Source organism: Dyella sp. (genome assembly GCF_035503745.1).
Classification (GTDB): domain Bacteria; phylum Pseudomonadota; class Gammaproteobacteria; order Xanthomonadales; family Rhodanobacteraceae; genus Dyella_B.
Map to the genome: position 1 here is coordinate 157,134 of NZ_DATJTC010000008.1, position 17,576 is coordinate 174,709.

Sequence of the window (17,576 nt, forward strand, 5' to 3'; positions counted from 1 at the left end):
CCCTTCCCGCTGCCGGGTTCGAACTCTTCACCGACACTTTTGCCCGGCGTGTAGGTTCATTCGATCAGCAGGCGATCGCGAAAGTCGGGCGCTTGGTCCATGCGCATAGGTGAAAACACGCAGACGGGCTATCAGGTCATGCCCATGCGCACTTGGTCTTTGCGTCTTTCAGAGAAAAACTGCAACGCTCACGGTGTTTGTGCTTGGTCCGTGGACATCCATCCACTTACGCACGCTTAAAGCTCGCGCAGAATACGAAAGCCCACGCGGCCACTGCGGATGCCCGCATCGGCGCCCTGGCGATACGCCGAATTCACCTGCTCGGGTGAGCTGCCCCACGATCCGCCACGCACCACGCGCGTGGCGCAGCCGGGATTGACCCAGGCGCTGCCATCGGTCGGCGCGCGCACGTAGTTGTCGTGCCAGCAGTCGGCCATCCACTCGGACACGTTGCCGTCGATGTCGTACAGGCCAAACGGATTGGGCGCGAACGTCATCACCGGCGCCGGGCCCCAGTAGCCGTCGCTGTAGCCCTGGAAAGCGTGGCTCCAGCGGCGCCCGCTCGGCGAACGATCGAGCGAACCGGTGAGGTTTTCGACCTTGTTGGTGGGCGTACCGTTACCCCACCAATAACGCGTGGTGGTGCCGCCACGCAGCGCGTATTCGAATTCCGATTCGCTGGGCAGGCGGTACTTTTTGCCCGTGCGTTGGCTCAGCCACTGCACATAGGCGTTGGCGTCGTTCCACGAAACGTTCACGACGGGCAGATTGTCCGTTGCCGGGCGTCCGGCGTAATCGGATGCCCAAGTGGCATTGTCATCGTCGCGCATGACGCCGGTGCGCTCGTCATAAACGCTGGCGCCTTCGCTGACCGAATCGGGCTTGTAACCGCTGGCGCGCACGAAATCGCGGAACTGTCCCACCGTAATGTCGGTTCGCGACAAGGCAAAACCTTTGTCGAGGGTCACCTGGTGCTGCGGCATCTGCGCATCGGCGCTGCCCGGCTCGCCATCGGGCGCGCCCATCATGTAGGTGCCCGTGGGAATCACCACCATGGCGGGCGAGTGGCCGTTCATGTCGACGAAACGGTCGGTAAACACCTGTCCCGGCTTGTAGCTGGAATACAGGCGCGCATTGGTCAGCCGCTCCTGGAATTCATCCATGCCGGCCACCTGCGGACTGATGGCCTGGGCCTGCCCGGCCAGTTGCTTGGCAAGCGCCACATTGCCCGCATCCAGCGCCGAGCGCGCCTGCGCCAGCACGCCGGCCGCGCGTTGTTGGCGAATGCCATCGACCTGATTGCGTACGGTCTGCAACTGCGGCGAATCGGGCTGGATGGCCTGCGCTTCGTCGAGGGCCTTTTGCGCGCCCGCGAAATCGTTTTGTGCCACCGCGGCCAGGGCGTGGTCGAGCACCACCCGCTGAACCTGCAGCACGCCTTGCGCGGCAACGGCGTTGGCGGGGTCGAGCATCTGCACCTGACGATACAGATCCAGCGCGTTGTTGCCGGCCGGTTGATCGGCATTGCCTTGCTGCAACAAATCGGCCGCCTTGGCCAGCATCGGACGCACTTGATTGAGCGTCTTCAAGCTGGCCTCCATCGGCGTGACGTCGTTGGCAGCGCTTGGCATGGTCTTGAGATTGTCAAGCAGCGAGCCGGCCGATTCGGAATCGCCGATGGCGATGTCCTGCGTCACCTCGGCGATCAGATGCGTGCGCACCTGGTCCAGGCCCTGCGCGGCGGCGCGGCTATCGGGCTTGAGCTTGAGCGCCTGCTGATAAAGATCGGCCGCACTATTCTTCGAACCGGCCAGCTGTCCCGCCTGGAACGCCTTCTCGGCACGCTCCAACAGGGCCTTCACCTCGGGCGTATCGGCCGTCAGCTGCTGCGGCAGCGGCGCGCTGCGGCGGTCCAGGCGCGCGGCGATCACCGCTGTCGGCGCCAGGGTGAGTGGCGGGCCGGCGTTGAGTTCGTCCTGAGCCGAAGGTGTCACGCTGCCCGCGCGGGCCGGCACGGCCGGCGTGAAGCTGCGCGCGCCGGTCACGCTGGGCGGGTTGGCCACTTCCTCGGGGGTCACGTGGAAAATGCGCGGAAAAAAGTGATACGTCAGCCCGCACGCCAGCACGATCACGCCCAGCGCCCCACCTAATGCGCGTTGACGTTGTACGGTTTCCTTGCTCGGCATGGTGGGCGTTCCGTGGCTGGCCTGCTATGGTTCGCTGCTTACCATATGGCACCACCGATGACGGGGCAATCATGGATCGTTTGCCCGGTCGTTCCAAGGAACGCACATGCCCCTGCCCGCAACGCCGCCCCAGGCAGACTGGATCACACAACGCAGCGAACTTGAACAATGGCTGGGCAAACTGCCATCCGGCGCCGTGCTCGGCCTGGACACGGAGTTCATGCGCCGCAACAGCTTCTACCCGCAGCTGGCGCTGCTGCAACTGGGATGGAATGGCCATTACGCGCTGATCGATCCGCTTGCCTTCGACATCGCCGGCGCACTGCAGCCGCTCGGCAGCGCCGCCACGGTCACCGTAATGCACAGCGCCAGCGAAGATCTGGAAACGCTTGCCCCCTGGTTGCCGCAAGGGCCGGGCCTGCTGTTCGACACGCAGATCGCCGCGGCCTTCGCCGGCATGGGGCTGGGCATCAGCTATCGCGCACTGGTGGCCGAACTGGTTGGCGCGGAGCTGGACAAGGGCGAAACGCGCTCGGACTGGATGCAACGCCCGCTCACCGCCTCGCAACGCGCCTACGCCACGCTCGATGTGGTGTACCTGGAAACCATCCACCAGCAACTCGGCGAACGCCTCGCGCAACGCGATCGTGCCGCATGGCATGCGGAAGACTGCGAACGCCTCAAGCGCAAAAGCTGTCGCCGCGAAGGCGACCCGCAACCGCAGCTGGCCTTGCGCGCCGCCGCCGAATGGCCCCGCGAACAACAAGCCCTGCTGCGCCGCATCCTGCTATGGCGCGACTTCGCCGCGCGCCGGCTCGACCGGCCCCGCCCGTGGCTGGTGGAAGACACCCTCGCACTCAGCCTGGCCCAGCAGCGCCCGGCCACCCTGGACGAACTGGAACAATGCAGCAGCGGTCAGCGCGCATTGCGCCACGTACAACGCGAAGAACTGTTCCAACTGCTGACCAACCCGCTTACCGATAGTGAAATCGACGCCACCGAGGCGATTGCGCCCTACCCCCAAGGCCAGGCCAAACAGGCCCTGGCCGCCATGAAAGACTGCGTGGACGCCACCGCCATCGAACTGGACCTACCCGCCGGCCTGCTGTGCTCGCGCAAGATACTGGAAGAATACGTCGTCACCGCCCGCTGGCCCGACTCCCTCGAAGGCTGGCGCCGGGGCGTCCTGCACGACCGCCTGGCCCGGCTGCTGCCCGATTGAGGACTTGGCTGCACTGGAGCCTGCTGCTACCATGTGCAGCTCGCGTGGGGCGGTAGCTCAGCTGGGAGAGCGTCGCGTTCGCAATGCGAAGGTCGGGAGTTCGATCCTCCTCCGCTCCACCAATAAATCCAGCCAGAAACAAGGGGTTAGACGATGTCTAGCCCCTTTTTCTCTGTATGAATGAACACTGAAATACATGCAAAAACACACCCTTTGGTCCCACGTGGTCCCAAGGAATTGGTGCTCTTTCTGCAAGCCATGCCTACTCGTATGCTCATTGCATGAGCATCAATCTGCCCATCCTCCAGCAACGCTACCCAGATCGTTCTGCCATCACTCCCAAGGAAGTTGCTCAGGAGTTGCGCGGCAAGAACAGCCGTGGTGTTGCAAACGGCATTCGGGAAAAGATGCGCGATGGAAAGCTTCCGGCTTTCAAGCTGGGCGATGGAGAAGACGCGTGGTACATGCCTCTCACCGCGCTTGCTGAGATTCTCGATAAAGCACACGAACGTCCCAAGAGTGCGGAATCAAATCCCATCGACGCTGTATTAAAAGCGCCTTCACGAGGCGGAAAACGACACCGCCCACTTATCAATCCCAATATTCGTCCTTGGTTGGTAATTTGGAAAGACATCTTCGGCCAGCTCGGATGGAACGAAGAAGTAGATTTGCTCAACTCAGACATCGTCAAAATTGACGAGTTTGAGCTCTTTCTAAAAACCCAGGAAGACCACTCTTCTTTGGATTCCGCCATTCCGCAGACGACGAAACCGGCGCCATTCAAGCCAATTTGAAGGTCGCCGCCTTGGTTAAGGCGTTGTGTCCTCACCTCTCCGAGCGTTTACTCAACTCGCGTAAAGCCTCCTAGCTTGCGACTATCCTTAACCAGCTTGAAATGAAGCGGAAAAAGGCGAGATCATGAGACACGGTCAATACAGCCGTTGAAGCTTAGGTAGGCCTCAGTATCCAGCAACTGGCGGAGGCCATGGCAGCAGCCATGCAGGCGTCAACGAAGTAGCTGCGAAGAGCTTTGAATGTCTTTCGGGGGGAAGATATGGGAAGAAGGTCTTCAAAAGGGCAGAACACCTTAATTGCCCTGGTCATTGTCATCGGCCTACCCATCTATATCGCGACCAAAATTTTCGAAACGACGGGGTGGGTTCTTCCAACAGTGCTCGTTGTCGGAGTCGTATTGCTTATTGCTGGCGCAAAGCACGCCCAGAAACAGAAGCGCCTTGCCTACCTTCGAGCCAAATACCACGACGAAAAAGTCGTTCAGAACATCTACGACGGATATTTCTGGGAGGGGCAGACCGAGGAGCAATTGCTGGATGCACTAGGCGAACCCTCGGCAGTTGACAACAAACTGCTCAAGACCATGACCCGCGAGGTCTGGAAATACCATCCATCAGGTGTCAACCGCTACAGACTCAGAATCACGGTCGAAAACGGCCGTGTCGCAGGATGGGACAAGAAAACATGATTTAAAGAATCACCGTGTGGTGATGAACAGGAGGAACAAAGCATGGCAACGAGCAAAAAAGACGCGTCCAAAGCTTCAAAGTTACTCCGTACCAGCAAGAACAAGACAGTCAGGTCTGTTGCGGGATCTGATCTCGCGCAAGCCAAACGAAAGAAAAAGAAGTAAGAGAGCAAGCAAAGAGGCCACCTTAAGGCGGCCTCTTTGTTTATTTGAAAATCAATGAACTGGGCGCCAATGGTCAGGATTGCACTTGTCAGACAAGTGGCAAGACTCAAAAACTGCGGCCCTCGAGCAACAGATTTTCTGAGTCGTTGAAAATCGAACTTGCTTTGAGAGGGCTGCGGCAAACCTCCCCTGACGCATCCATCAAGGTGTCGATATCCCTCAATTGACTTAATCCCTGCCACGCCACAGCCCCCTGTGTGCGTTTGGCCTATATTCCCAGCCGGTCCATGACTGTTACTACCCGAGCCGTATCCAGCGCCCTCAAGAGATAGAAGAGCATTGGGGTGCGTGAAGAAAATGTGATGATATTTCTTGCAGCATTTACGTCAAAACTTTGACAGCCATCACAGTGACAATTGGTATTCCCTCACAAATCCGAGAGCGCTATGCTGGCCGAAGTACGGCCCGAGGCTTGGGTTTTTCAACAGGGGAAATCATGACGTACAGCGCCGAAATTAGTCGGACTAACCCGACTGCGTTCCTTTTTTTGGTCGATCAGTCTGGCTCCATGCAAGACACGATGGACAACGGTAAGTCCAAAGCGCAATTTGTAGCGGATGTTCTTAACCGAACATTGGCCACCCTCATCACTCGTTGTACGAAATCTGAGGGTACGCGCGATTACTTCCAGGTCGGTGTGCTTGGCTACTCTGACAACACTGCCGATAACGGTCTGACGGGGGCGCTTGGCGGCTCCATTCTCCATCCTATTTCCCAAATTGAAGCCAACCCTCTCCGTGTCGAAGATCGTACCAAGCGCGTGGACGATGGTGCCGGTGGCTTGGTCAATCAGACCATCAAATTCCCTGTCTGGTTTGAGGCCAAAGCAGGCGGCGGCACTCCCATGTGCCAAGCCATTACCCGCGCCGCCGAAGACTTGGCAGCCTGGTGCGATGCTCATCCCCACAGTTATCCCCCGACAGTCCTCCACGTCACCGATGGCGAATCAACCGATGGTGACCCTGAGCACTTGGCAAACCAACTCCAGCAACTCTGCACCAACGATGGCAGCGTGTTGTTGTTCAATCTTCATGTCAGCTCAGCTGGCGGCGACCCTGTAAAGTTTCCCACTGGGGATGCAGAGCTACCCGGCACCTATTCCAAGCTTCTCTTCCGCATGTCCAGCCCTCTCCCCCCCCACTTGCAGAAAGCGGCCGAGGGCAAGGGCATCAAGGTGACGATGGAGTCACGAGGCTTTATTTATAACGGTGAAGTAGCGGAGATCGTCGACTTCTTCGATATCGGCACTCGCGCAGCCCAACTTCGATAGGTCGTGGCGATGGACATCCTTTTTCAAGGGTCCGTCGCCAAATACTTCGATTGCCCCGAAGACAATGAAGATGCGTTTCATGTGAACGATGAGCGTGGTCGGATTGTGATCTGCGATGGTGCGTCGGAGTCCTACGACGGAAAAAATTGGGCACGCCTACTGGTAGAGAAATTCGCCGAAGCGCCTCCTTCTGAAGAGGCCCTAGGAGAATGCCTCAATGCGTTTTCCACATTGCATGACCCCACCACAATGACCTGGTCCAAAGCTTCCGCTTATGAGCGAGGAAGCTTTGCCACAATTTTGATAGCGCAAGACGACCTAGATAGGCGGGTGGTGACGGTGCAATGTGTCGGGGACTCCTTCGCGTTCTTGACAGATGGAAAGGATCTCCTGAGCTCATTTCCTTACCAAGTATCCGCCGAGTTTGAAGGGAAACCCACCCTCATCTCGACCTTGGCCCGTCACAATACACACCTTTTTACAGACTCAGGGCAATTTTCGTTCGCTCAGACACAGTGGTCATACGCAGAGCGAAGTCCACTCTTCCTTCTCTGTATGACCGATGCGCTTGGGGCGTGGCTTCTTAGAAGCATCGAAAACGGTGACAACTTCGCCTTGGAACAGCTCATAGACATTCGGATGGAGCAAGACCTAAGGGAACTCGTTGAACTGGAGCGCATGGAAGGTCGAATGCGCCGCGATGACAGCACACTAGTCATTGCCTTGCTCTGAATGCCGAGGGTTACATGGCGTATCCGTCGTTAGAACAATACAACGAGGCACTTCAAGCGCCTCAACTCCATTTGCTCGATCCCGAGCTCAAAACTGGCACGGTTCGCAAGACCGGGCTCGGTTTGCCTATGGCGCTATGTGGTGGCTTCGCACTGACCTACACCATCAATGCCGGAGGTAAGAAATACGCTCTTCGCTGCTTCCATAAGGAAGCCCCAGAACTAGAACGTCGCTACCAAGCGATCTCAACGCGCCTTAAGCAACTCGGCAGCCATTATTTTCTTCGCTTTGATTTCATGCCTAGGGGGATTCGAATCCAAGGCAAGGAATACCCCATTGTCAAAATGGAGTGGGCGTCCGGCGAAACTCTGAGTGAATTCCTGGAAAGGGAGCATCGAAATCCTGCCGCACTAAACCGTCTTCGAGCAACACTCGCAAAGTTGGCGGCTTATCTTGAGCAGGAAAATATTGCCCATGGCGACATTCAGCCCGGCAATTTGATGGTTAGCCAGGGCGGTGGTCTAGTACAACTTATTGACTACGACGGAATGTTCGTTGAGTCCCTTCGTGGCTCGAAGGCCACGGAACTCGGACAACTTAATTTTCAACACCCGAAACGGTCCCCTTCTGACTTCAACGAAAGGCTCGACCGCTTCTCCTTCTTAGCTCTGGATGTTGCTCTACAAACCTTAGCTATAGATGCTGGCATCTGGGGACGGTCTCAATCTGACCCAGACGCCGTCGTATTTCGCAGAAGCGACTATCAGTCACCTGGTTCGTCGAACGTCTTTAGGGAGGCTCTGAAGCTTCCTCAACTCAAGGTCGCTGTTCAGAATCTTGCTCAAGTTGCCGCAGGTTCGATGGGACAAGTTCCGTCGCTATCTGACTTCACACAGCAACATGGCATTCCCCAAATCAACGTCTCGTTCATCGCACCGACCAATATGGTGCGCGCGGCTTACCAGGGTCCATATGACGTCGTCGACGCAACAAACTACCAAGATGCCCTCGCGCTTGTCGGTGACAAAGTTGAACTGATTGGTCGCATCGTTTCTGTCGTCAATGGTGAAACGCGTAATCACACAGACTACATCTTTGTAAATTTTACGGACTGGCGAGGTCTAGCAGTCAAACTCAACATATGGTCCGATGGGCTTGCTGCACTCGGATCAGAAATGCCCACAACGAACTGGGTAGGTAGATGGATCACCATCTCTGGGTTGTTAGAACCTCCATTCTCCAAGCGTACAAAAACTTATTCGTATACCCACATCTCTATATCAGTGACACAACGCGGACAGATTCAGATCATCAATGAATCGGAAGCAATGTTTCGCTTGGGCAAAGCCGTTCAGAAAAATGTAGATCACAGGAATGCCCACGTTGTTCGCAACATGGGCGGAACGACTCGCCCATCTACGCCCGCACCAACGTTGGCGAATCAAGGGAGTCGCCAACAACCAGCTCCATCGAAAACCGGAAACCAGTCCGTTCTGGAGAGCATGCGTAAGCAGACGGCTCGCCAGCCCGCACCCGTACATTCCCAGCCATACATCCCTACATCGATACCTTCAAGACCAACGAAGAAGCGTATCGGCCCGATCAGATGGGTTCTATTGATCCTTGGAATCCTCTTCCTGCTTTACTTTTTTGGCAAGTAATCAACTCGACAATCACTTACCACACGGACGGAACATGAATCGAAAAGCTCTTATTATCGGGATACCAGGTGATGGTATCCACGCCAAAAAGCTTGCCGGTGTCGATGTTGATCTCAACAACTACTTTAGATTTCTCTCATCCCCACTCGGTGGATCGTGGACAGAACAAGAGATAAGAATACTTAGAAATCCTGCGGAAGCTCTACTCGCAAGAGAACTTCAAAATCTTGATCATGTGGATTACGCATTTGTCGCTTATTCTGGACATGGTGGCCACGATACTTCCACCCGCACAACCCATATCCAACTTGAAAATGGAGAGATGTTTGACTCACAGCGGATGCTGACAGATGCCCCCAAACAAACCCTTGTACTCGATTGCTTCCGCGATCATTACACCCCATCTCTTCTCAAGAGCATTTTGACACTAGAGCACCTCGCAAAGGTCATTGAGCCACTCGACCTCAATCGCTGTCGCGCTGCATTCGACGCGCACCTCAAAGCATGCTCTCCTGCAATCATTACACTCAACGCCTGCGCAAGCACTGAACTGGCAGGTGATCGAGCAGAGTTTGGCGGCCTCTATTCTTCTTCGCTCATCGAAGTTGCAGAAGAGTTCGGGGAATCGCCGCTCAACGCCTTTTCTCCCAGACCTATCATCCTTGACGTCCCTACTGCACACGAACATGCAACAGGCAAAGTCCATAAAACCAGCAAAGGCCTCCAAAATCCAAAGATCGATATGCCAAGAGCAAGGACCTACTTTCCTTTTGCAGTGATCGCCTGACTTTCATGCCAATTACTGCACATGGAATGCCCTTATGAATGACTCCAGCGCCAATCATGAAGACCCAACCGGTGACTACGCAGCATTTTGGAAGGAGCACGAAAATAACATCAAAGTTCTTATCCGTCGCACGGATAGATATATCGTCTACATTGACAACGAGGATGAGCTCGATTGGTGCACGACGTCCAAGTACGATGCGGACAACCTAAGCAACAAAGCGTTTAACGCCAAGCGCGACGCAGAAATTGACATTTCGATTGGCCTTGGAAGTGCCGTACCAATCAAAGAATTGTCAGAAAAGATCATCCATGGTTACCTCACGCTTCTTGGGCACGCCATGGTTTGTCGATTTGAGCACCAGTATGAATCAGCGTTCGCCGTACTTGGTCGTGCGAGCGCATACATTGGTGAGCGAAGAAGCGAAAAGTCGCGGGAATGGTATCTAAGCTATGCAATGAAAGCAGCGACTTTTCCCATCGCATTTGGAATATTGCTGGTTCTCCTTCGGGAGCAGGCGGCAGCACTTTTGACGATGGATGGCTTTGATGTTGCTCTCGCCACATGTGCAGGCTCCATCGGCGCCCTCTTCTCCATCATATGGCGAACTGGAAATATTGATTTCGACCGCTTTGCAGCAAAAAAGCTCCATCGCATAGAAGCTCACTCAAGGATAGCTGCCGGATGCATCTCAGGCTTACTGGCTGGTCTTGCTATCCGCTCACAGCTCCTCTTCGGATCTTGGGCATCAGGGCCACACCCAATTCTTACCATGCTGACGGTAGCCGTTGCGGCAGGGACCGGAGAGCGTTTGGCGTCCTCCATCATTGACCACGTCCATGCAGGGGTTAGCAAGAGCAGCAAAACGCGGTCGCAAAAAAAATTAAATCGCCCTGACCTTGGTGATAGCAGCTCGGAAAATCCAGGCAGTCCCACTCAACAGGAGCCAAAGCTATGAGCTTGACCAGAAAAGCCCTTCTCATCATGAGTCCCGATGAAGAGATTCCAGGTGTGATGATTGACAAGGAAAACTGGAATAACCATCTTCATTCACCCACAGGTGGCGCATGGCAAGGAAGTGAAGTTCAGCTTTTGGTCAGCCCAACACGCTCTGAACTCATCTCAGCTATGAACTGGCTAAACGTAGCTGACTACACCTTCATTGCTTATAGCGGTCACGGCTCCGCACGGAGCGAAACCGAAACCATTTTGAATATTAACGACCAACAAACCATCGCGGCTCGTGATCTAATTAGTAAGGCAGCGAAACAGACCTTAATCCTTGATTGCTGCCGAAGGTTGCAGCGGCGAGGAATCACCGAGGCTCGACTAATTAAATCCATCGCAATGGATTCATATAAAGACCCAAATCTTGCTCGCATTCTGTTCGATCAACATCTTCGCGACTGTGCCCCCTTTCGTGTCCAGCTCAATAGCTGTTCACTCGATCAATATGCGGGCGATGATGATACCGCTGGAGGCATCTATACTGCTGCGCTTATACGATCAGCCCAAGCAACTCCAAGCGGTAAAGTGCTAGGAATTCGTGAGGCACACCACGCAGCACGACAGGTAGTCATTGACCTCCAACCGTCTCAAACCCCCACAGGAATGTATCCCCGCAGCGGACCTAGTTTTCCCTTTGGCATTGGACTGTAAGACATTCAAGCTCAATACAAAGCTGGGCTACTCGCATAAGTCCATGCTTTCAGTCGCTAGAGCCTGGACACCCATATTTCGCTTTTTTTGTTGCGTAATAAGTCCCGGATTTAGCTCCCTCGGCGGCACATGCTTACTTGACCCACACTGCCTGAACCAGTTCATCAGTAGGGATGAACTGGTTCAGGCAGACCATCCACAACAGGTTGGGCGATGAGTAACTCTAAATTTGACTTACCACTAGTCATTCATCGAGTAGAAATTATTGAGTGGCTCGACTCTACGGATCGCAAGACGGGGAGTGAACTGTTTCATCAAATCGTTCATATGAGCGACTCTTTACCGCTCGGCCTTCACTACACACCCTGTTCTTCAGCGACAGATGTGACGAATCGCTTGAAAAAAAATCAAATGACACAAACCCTAAGAACGTTCCGATGATTCACCTGGAGTCACACGGCTTACGGAGCCACAGAAACTATTAGCCCCTACTCCTCAAGGATCCCAGTCATTTCTGAGCAAATTTTGCCATCACACGGGCAAATTGCTCTGGCGTAAGACCCTTCAAACTCTCAGCCAACGCCTCTTCATCCGTGGTCGTGGAAATCGACTTTCCTCGCCTGTAGTTCTCTTTGAGCTTCTTACCAACCATGACCGCATTGTGATGGTAATACCTGCCCGTCATCGACGTATTCGTGTGACCCACCAGCTTTGCAGCCGTCAGATCGGTCAAACCGCCCTCGTCAATCATTCGAGACGTTCCGGTATGGCGAAGATCATGGACTCGAACTTCGGCCAGATGAGGCCTTTCTTGAGCGGCCCTTTCCCTTGCTCGTATCCAGGCCTGGGTGACGGTGTCGGCCCTCAGTTGCTTCTCTTTCAATCTAAAAACAGGCCCTTCTAGCGGAGGCACACGGAGGGCTGCCCACTCTCTCTTGGTCTTGGGTCGCTCCAGCGGAGGAAGTTCTCGCGATTGGTCGAGAATGAATGTTCCGCATTGAGCCTCATAGTTCTGAACCATGGCCATCGCTCGTAGCATCGCTACAGCAGGTAGAAGCAATGGAATGGTTCGGCCTTTCTTCCTCCCCCGCTTCGACTTGGTATTTTGAAAAGTCGCGGTAGGCACATCCCCTCGCCAGTTGATGTCCTCCCACCGAAGCTTGACGGCTTCACCACGCCTGCAACTTGTGTCCAAATCGAATCGAATGACAGCCCTGGTGACGATATGAGCCTTTTTCAGATGGCGCATGACAAATCGGAAATCATCCGCTTCAATGGTGATCTCTCGACCATCTGAAACCACAATGTCCTTAGACGCCAGAAGCCCCTTTAATTGAGCAAAGGGGTTCTCAACCTTAAACCCCCAGATGGTGATCGCCCGCTTGTAGACCATTGAAATCTGAGCCAAGGTCTTGGTGATGGTCGAATCAGCAGCGGGCTCATTCTTCCGCCCGCGCATTTTGCGACGCAACACGTCAATGACGAAGCTGGGTTCAATCTCAGCTATGCGGAGTTTTGTGACCTCGGGAAACCCGTCGCGGTTGAATCCCGTCTTCGTGGGACCGACCAGGGTTTGGATAACGCTGGCCTCTTGGACCCACCCTTTGTTGAGGATGGGATTGGAGGGGCGCTCGGAGTGGCCTACAGGCAACTGGGACCGCTCCAACTCGTCCTTGTACCGAAGCAACCACCCCTCTAGGGTCTGCTCTCCTGCGGTGGCCCCGAAGGCGCTCCGCTTGCTCCCCACGGCCCCTTTCAGTTTGGCTAAGGCATGCCTGGCATCGTTCTCGGCGGCATGCCTGGCGGTGTCTAAATGGTGCCTGGTACCCAACTTGGCATTGAGGTCCACCTGCTGATGGGAGTAAGTCCGGCTTAAACGCTGGGGTTTTCCTTCGACCCCTTCCGTCCAACGGATTTTGACCTCCCAACGAGGGTTGTTTCCCGCCCCGTCATTGCGGAAGTACACGCCCTCCACATCGGACCTGGGCCACTTGACGCTTGAGCCATCGGGAAGTGTCAGCCGTTTAGGCTTTGGCTTCTTCTTCTGCCCTTTCCCCGCCTTGGTAGCCATGAAGCCCCCTGATTGGTCCCAAAATCGGGTCCCAGAGTGCTCCTGAAGCCTGTAAAATACCAGGGACGCTCTTGTTCGCAATGCGAAGGTCGGGAGTTCGATCCTCCTCCGCTCCACCAAATATCTCAGACAGAACAGCGCTTTACGCCTTACGGTGTGAAGCGCTGTTTTGCTTTGGAAGGCCCATCCCTGCAATACGATTGCGGCGAATGCGTGGCACATGAACCGTGCACCCTTGGGACGTCTACAGCTAATGCCGCATTGCTATGCCATGGGAAATCCACTTGTCGAGCTGTTCAATTTACAAGCCATCCATCTTGACGGATCGAAAGTGTTATTAGGTATTGTTCGGTCCAACGGACCGAGCATTTCCTGATCATCAGATGGCAGCACAGGGGGCCCTATGTGGGGGTATTACGTTGCATTGGCGTTGCGAAGCAGTGCGCGAAGCAAGGCTTTGACGGCACTGGTGATCGCACTGCTCGCTTTTGGCGTATCAGCCTGCATGGTGTCCTACGCCGTGTTCCGTGCCACAACGAGCGACCCCATCCCCGCCAAGTCTTCGCACCTTTACGTGCCGCAGGTTGACAGTTTTGGCCCCACCATCAATTGGAACGGGAACGAGCCGTCTCCGGTGCTGACTTACATGGACGCGATCGCGCTGTGGCAGGCGCGAAAGGCACGCCGGCAAACACTGCTCTATCCCGCGACATGGCAAATGGAATCGGATAATCAGTTGATTGAGGCCATGCCGCTCGGCGGCGACGCGGTGACCTCCGATTTTTTCCCCATGTTCGATGTGCCTTTTCGTTTTGGCGCCGGGTGGAGTCCGAATGACGATGCACAGCACGCCACCGTGGCGGTCATCAGTCGGCGCTTGAACGACAAACTATTTGGCGGACAAAACAGCGTTGGGCGGGAGATCCGGCTGGACGGGAAGATTTTTCGCATTGCCGGCGTGCTGGATAATTGGAACCCGAAACCTCGCTTCTTTGATATTGCCAGCCTTGGAATCCCGGAGATCTTCGGTGACACAGGGGATATCTATACACCCTTCACCCGCGCGATCGATATGAAGAAGGGCACCAAATACGATCTGTGCCCTTCGTATTCAGCGGATCTTGGCATCTCCGACTGGGATAAATACCTGCGCAGCGAATGTACGTGGATCGACGCCTGGGTGGAGCTTCCGACGCCAACCGACGTGGAACGCTACCGCGAATTCCTGCGCAATTACTCCGAGGAGCAGCGACGCGGCGGCCGCTTTTCATGGGCGCCCAATATACGGCTGCGCAACCTGATGGAGTGGATGGCACACGAGCACGTCACACCCAAGGCATCCACCTTGTCCCTGTTGGTGTCTACCAGCTTTTTGCTGATTGTCATGGTCAACGTCGTCGGGCTCATGCTTGCCCGATTCATGCGGCGCGCACCGGAAATCGGCATACGCCGAGCACTAGGGGCTTCGCGAGCCGCCGTCTACCTGCAATTCCTGATCGAGGGGGCCACCATCGGTTGCGCAGGTGGCCTACTAGGCGTGGCACTGACATTGCTCGGCGTATGGGGTGCCGGCGGGCTTTTTGAGCCACGTATTGCGCGTATCGTGCATGCCGACGCCTCGCTCATAGCACTGACTGTGTTGCTTGCGGTTGCGGCCACGGTTATTTCCGCCCTGTACCCAACCTGGCGCGCGGCGCGAATCCAGCCCGCCTGGCAAATCAAGATCAACAGTTGAGGTTACCGTCATGGCACTCACCAGGGCATTGATGCAACTGCGCCCGATCGTTGTTGCGCTGGGTCGTCACAAGGTAGCTACCGTGCTTATCGTGCTGCAAGTGGCGTTGACGCTGGCAGTGGCTTCCAACGCGCTCTTTATCGTGGCAACGCGCTTTATTCATTTGTCTCGCCCCACTGGCACTGACGAGGCGCATATCTTCGTCATCCGCAATGAATGGAAAAATGGTCAAAAATCGGCCCAGATAGACACTGACATTCGGACCGATCTCGCTGCCCTGCGGCTGGTACCGGGCGTGCGCGACGCGTTTTCCAGTGAGGCTTATCCGCTGGAAGGCGGTGGCGGCATACCGCTAGGACTGAGACTCCAACCGGACCAGAAGACGCGCCCGAAACTTGCCATCGCTTACACCGCCGACGAGCATGCGATCGATACACTTGGGATTTCTCTAATTGCCGGACGCAACTTTCGTCCCGACGAAATCACCGCTATTGGCCCGTACGACAAGATGTCTCCGCCGGACATTATCATCACGCGCAGCGCCGCCAACAAGTTGTTTCCCGATGGTTCGGCTCTAGGCAAAACGGTTTACCTTCCCGCAGGGCCTGCCACTATCATCGGCATCCTCGCCAGCCTGCAAGGTTCATATGTTGACAGCTCGGTGCGATCCATCGACGAGGATAGCGTGCTTATCCCCGCGCGTTATCTCGATCCAGAGGGCGTTGTGTATCTGGTACGTACTCGATCCAGTGCCATGAAACCTGTGATCGCCGCAGCGCTGAAAGCACTGCAAGAGCGTGGCGGCGTACGCCTTATCGATCCGAAAGAAGGCATCGTTACCTTGCTTCAGGCGCGCGAGCGCGATTACGCGACCGATCGCAGCGTGGCGCTAATGATGAGCATCCTCACCGGATTGCTGCTGATGGCTACCGCCGGCGGCATCGTGGGGTTGAGCAGTTTCTGGGTTAGCCAGCGGCGCAAGCAGATCGGCATCCGCCGTTCGCTCGGCGCGACAACGGGCGACATCCTGCACTATTTCCACACCGAAAATTTCCTGATTGTCGGAGGTGGCATCGTGCTCGGGACGTTATTTGCATTCTTGGCAAATCTTGGCCTGATGCATGTCTATGAGTTACCGCGCATGCCGCTTTACGTGCTCCCATTCGGCGCGCTACTGCTCTGGTTGCTCGGGCAGGTCGCTGTATGGGGGCCCGCGCGATATGCCGCCAAGGTGCCTCCAGTGGTCGCGACTCGCTCAGAGTGAGAGGCACTCAGAATGCGCACGGCAAGCAATCGCGGCCGCACAATAGCGGCCGCGTTGCGTGGTCGTCGTTGCGTAGAACTTAGAAACGGTATTCGAGGGTGCCGCCGTACAGGCTGGTGCCGAAGTGACCCTGCCAGATGCCGGGGGCCTGCGAGTGGTAGAGGTCGTAATTCAGGCTTACGCCCAGGTGCCGGTTGAAGTCGTAACCTATGCCTGCACCCGCATAAAAACCGTTGTCATTGGCGCTTGCCCGACCCGATAGCAGGCCGAGCGTGTCGTGCCAATGTTCGTCGGTCTGCGAATGGAGCCAGCCTGCGCGCGAGGAAAAGAACCAACCGTACTGGTCGCCAAAATGCGCCTTGAACGTGCCGCCCAAGATTTCACCGCCACTTCTGGCGCTGATACGCAGGGGGTCTTGCGGACCGCCTATGCTGGCCACGACGTCGTAGTTGGTCCCGGCTATTTTCCCCAAATCCACATAGCCGGTTTCCACGCCCCAGGTAAACGATTGGGCGTTCCACAGATAGCCAAGGCGCACCGCGCCTGCCCAGCTGGTGGGGTCTCTGTCACGCAGATTGTTGAAGGCGGTATCTTGGCCTGCCGCTTCGCCATTGATGAAAAACTGGCCATCCGCCGCTATGGCCGACATGGACGCAACAGCAACGGCCACGCCGATGGCGATCTTTGAAATCCCTATTTTCATTGGAGCCCCTGATAAATGAGTGGGTTGTTGTCGACGAATGAACGCAACGATCCGACCACTTTGACGCTTGCACCGATCTACCAGCGCAAACTTTTGCGACCGCAAGAAAACTTGCGGACCGGGCATTGTCAGTCAAAGCGATGCAGTTCGCAAACAACTCGCGGCAACCAATCGATGGAACGCGCTTCGGTCTTTTGCATGCGCGCGGGACTCATTCCTGCCGATGGAAGCGCCAAGCAAATCCATGAACCAGAAAGCGATGACCTTTACAGCCGGCGCGACAATGTCGCCGCTTCGACTGCCGCGCTTGGCCAAACAGGCACCAAAACACAAAGGCTTCACAAACACGTTGGACGCCGGGTGCAGAAAGGCCCGCTGAACGCTGAGGAGCACCATTTAAAACACCCGCTGGGTACCCCGCCGCCAACCCCGCTCGACCAGAAAGCCCTTGCCGCTGACGGGGCTTGCTGAGGCATGTGCACATGCCCGCCAACGGTCGCACACCCTGCGACATGAATCAGGCAAACTTGTTCATATTCCACGTGCGAATCGTGGACGGCCCGCGAGCCCCTGCCAGC

15 protein-coding genes and 1 tRNA gene are annotated in these 17,576 nt (G+C 55.9%); 13 read left to right on the plus strand and 3 right to left on the minus strand.

All coding sequences use genetic code 11. The features are described 5' to 3' along the window. Positions 1-236 precede the first annotated feature (236 nt). Positions 237-2,186 carry an SUMF1/EgtB/PvdO family nonheme iron enzyme gene (locus tag VME63_RS03055; protein WP_325430107.1) on the minus strand — a complete coding sequence of 650 codons (1,950 nt, stop codon included), beginning with the start codon at positions 2,184-2,186 and terminating at the stop codon, positions 237-239. A gap of 106 nt (positions 2,187-2,292) precedes the next feature. Between VME63_RS03055 and VME63_RS03060 the strand changes: the two genes are divergently transcribed. The 10 genes from VME63_RS03060 (at position 2,293) to VME63_RS03105 (ending at position 11,225) form a co-directional block, all read left to right on the plus strand. After that, a complete protein-coding gene (locus tag VME63_RS03060) occupies positions 2,293-3,408 on the plus strand; it encodes a ribonuclease D (RefSeq protein WP_325430109.1) in 1,116 nt (371 codons plus the stop codon). A 46-nt stretch (positions 3,409-3,454) separates the two neighbouring features. Then, positions 3,455-3,530 (plus strand) — tRNA-Ala (locus tag VME63_RS03065). Between the two features lie 159 nt (positions 3,531-3,689). Further along, positions 3,690-4,202, plus strand: coding sequence for a hypothetical protein (locus tag VME63_RS03070; protein WP_325430111.1), 513 nt, complete (start codon positions 3,690-3,692; stop codon positions 4,200-4,202). Between the two features lie 236 nt (positions 4,203-4,438). Then, a complete protein-coding gene (locus VME63_RS03075; protein ID WP_325430113.1) occupies positions 4,439-4,891 on the plus strand; it encodes a hypothetical protein in 453 nt (150 codons plus the stop codon). Positions 4,892-5,552: 661 nt separating this feature from the next. After that, complete coding sequence (locus VME63_RS03080) at positions 5,553-6,386, plus strand: vWA domain-containing protein (RefSeq protein WP_325430115.1); 834 nt, start codon at positions 5,553-5,555, stop codon at positions 6,384-6,386. A gap of 9 nt (positions 6,387-6,395) precedes the next feature. Then, positions 6,396-7,118, plus strand: a complete 723-nt coding sequence (locus VME63_RS03085; protein WP_325430216.1) for a hypothetical protein — start codon at positions 6,396-6,398, stop codon at positions 7,116-7,118. 14 nt (positions 7,119-7,132) lie between these two features. Beyond that, positions 7,133-8,779 (plus strand): protein kinase family protein, encoded by a 1,647-nt coding sequence (locus VME63_RS03090; protein ID WP_325430117.1) that lies wholly within the window; start codon positions 7,133-7,135, stop codon positions 8,777-8,779. Positions 8,780-8,813: 34 nt separating this feature from the next. Next, positions 8,814-9,566, plus strand: a complete 753-nt coding sequence (locus VME63_RS03095) for a caspase family protein (protein WP_325430119.1) — start codon at positions 8,814-8,816, stop codon at positions 9,564-9,566. Positions 9,567-9,600: 34 nt separating this feature from the next. Continuing rightward, positions 9,601-10,524: a hypothetical protein gene (locus VME63_RS03100; RefSeq protein WP_325430121.1), complete on the plus strand. Its 924-nt coding sequence runs from the start codon at positions 9,601-9,603 to the stop codon at positions 10,522-10,524. Then, a complete protein-coding gene (locus tag VME63_RS03105) occupies positions 10,521-11,225 on the plus strand; it encodes a caspase family protein (RefSeq protein WP_325430123.1) in 705 nt (234 codons plus the stop codon). The genes VME63_RS03100 and VME63_RS03105 overlap by 4 nt, the downstream gene beginning before the upstream one ends. Before the next feature lie 508 nt (positions 11,226-11,733). Here VME63_RS03105 and VME63_RS03110 read toward each other — a convergent pair. Further along, positions 11,734-13,296, minus strand: coding sequence for an integrase (locus VME63_RS03110; RefSeq protein ID WP_325430125.1), 1,563 nt, complete (start codon positions 13,294-13,296; stop codon positions 11,734-11,736). Positions 13,297-13,753: 457 nt separating this feature from the next. Here VME63_RS03110 and VME63_RS03115 point away from each other — a divergent pair, with 457 nt between their 5' ends. Next, entirely contained in the window at positions 13,754-15,031 is a 1,278-nt protein-coding gene (locus tag VME63_RS03115; RefSeq protein ID WP_325430127.1) for an ABC transporter permease, read from the plus strand. 10 nt (positions 15,032-15,041) lie between these two features. Then, a complete protein-coding gene (locus VME63_RS03120) occupies positions 15,042-16,295 on the plus strand; it encodes an ABC transporter permease (protein ID WP_325430129.1) in 1,254 nt (417 codons plus the stop codon). Positions 16,296-16,374: 79 nt separating this feature from the next. On the opposite strand, the gene VME63_RS03125 is transcribed toward VME63_RS03120, so the two are convergent. Further along, the gene (locus tag VME63_RS03125; protein ID WP_325430131.1) at positions 16,375-16,998 is read right to left on the minus strand and encodes an outer membrane beta-barrel protein; all 624 of its coding nucleotides are present in this window, start codon (positions 16,996-16,998) and stop codon (positions 16,375-16,377) included. Between the two features lie 15 nt (positions 16,999-17,013). Here VME63_RS03125 and VME63_RS03130 point away from each other — a divergent pair, with 15 nt between their 5' ends. Next, the gene (locus tag VME63_RS03130; RefSeq protein ID WP_325430133.1) at positions 17,014-17,469 is read left to right on the plus strand and encodes a hypothetical protein; all 456 of its coding nucleotides are present in this window, start codon (positions 17,014-17,016) and stop codon (positions 17,467-17,469) included. Positions 17,470-17,576: the final 107 nt, after the last annotated feature.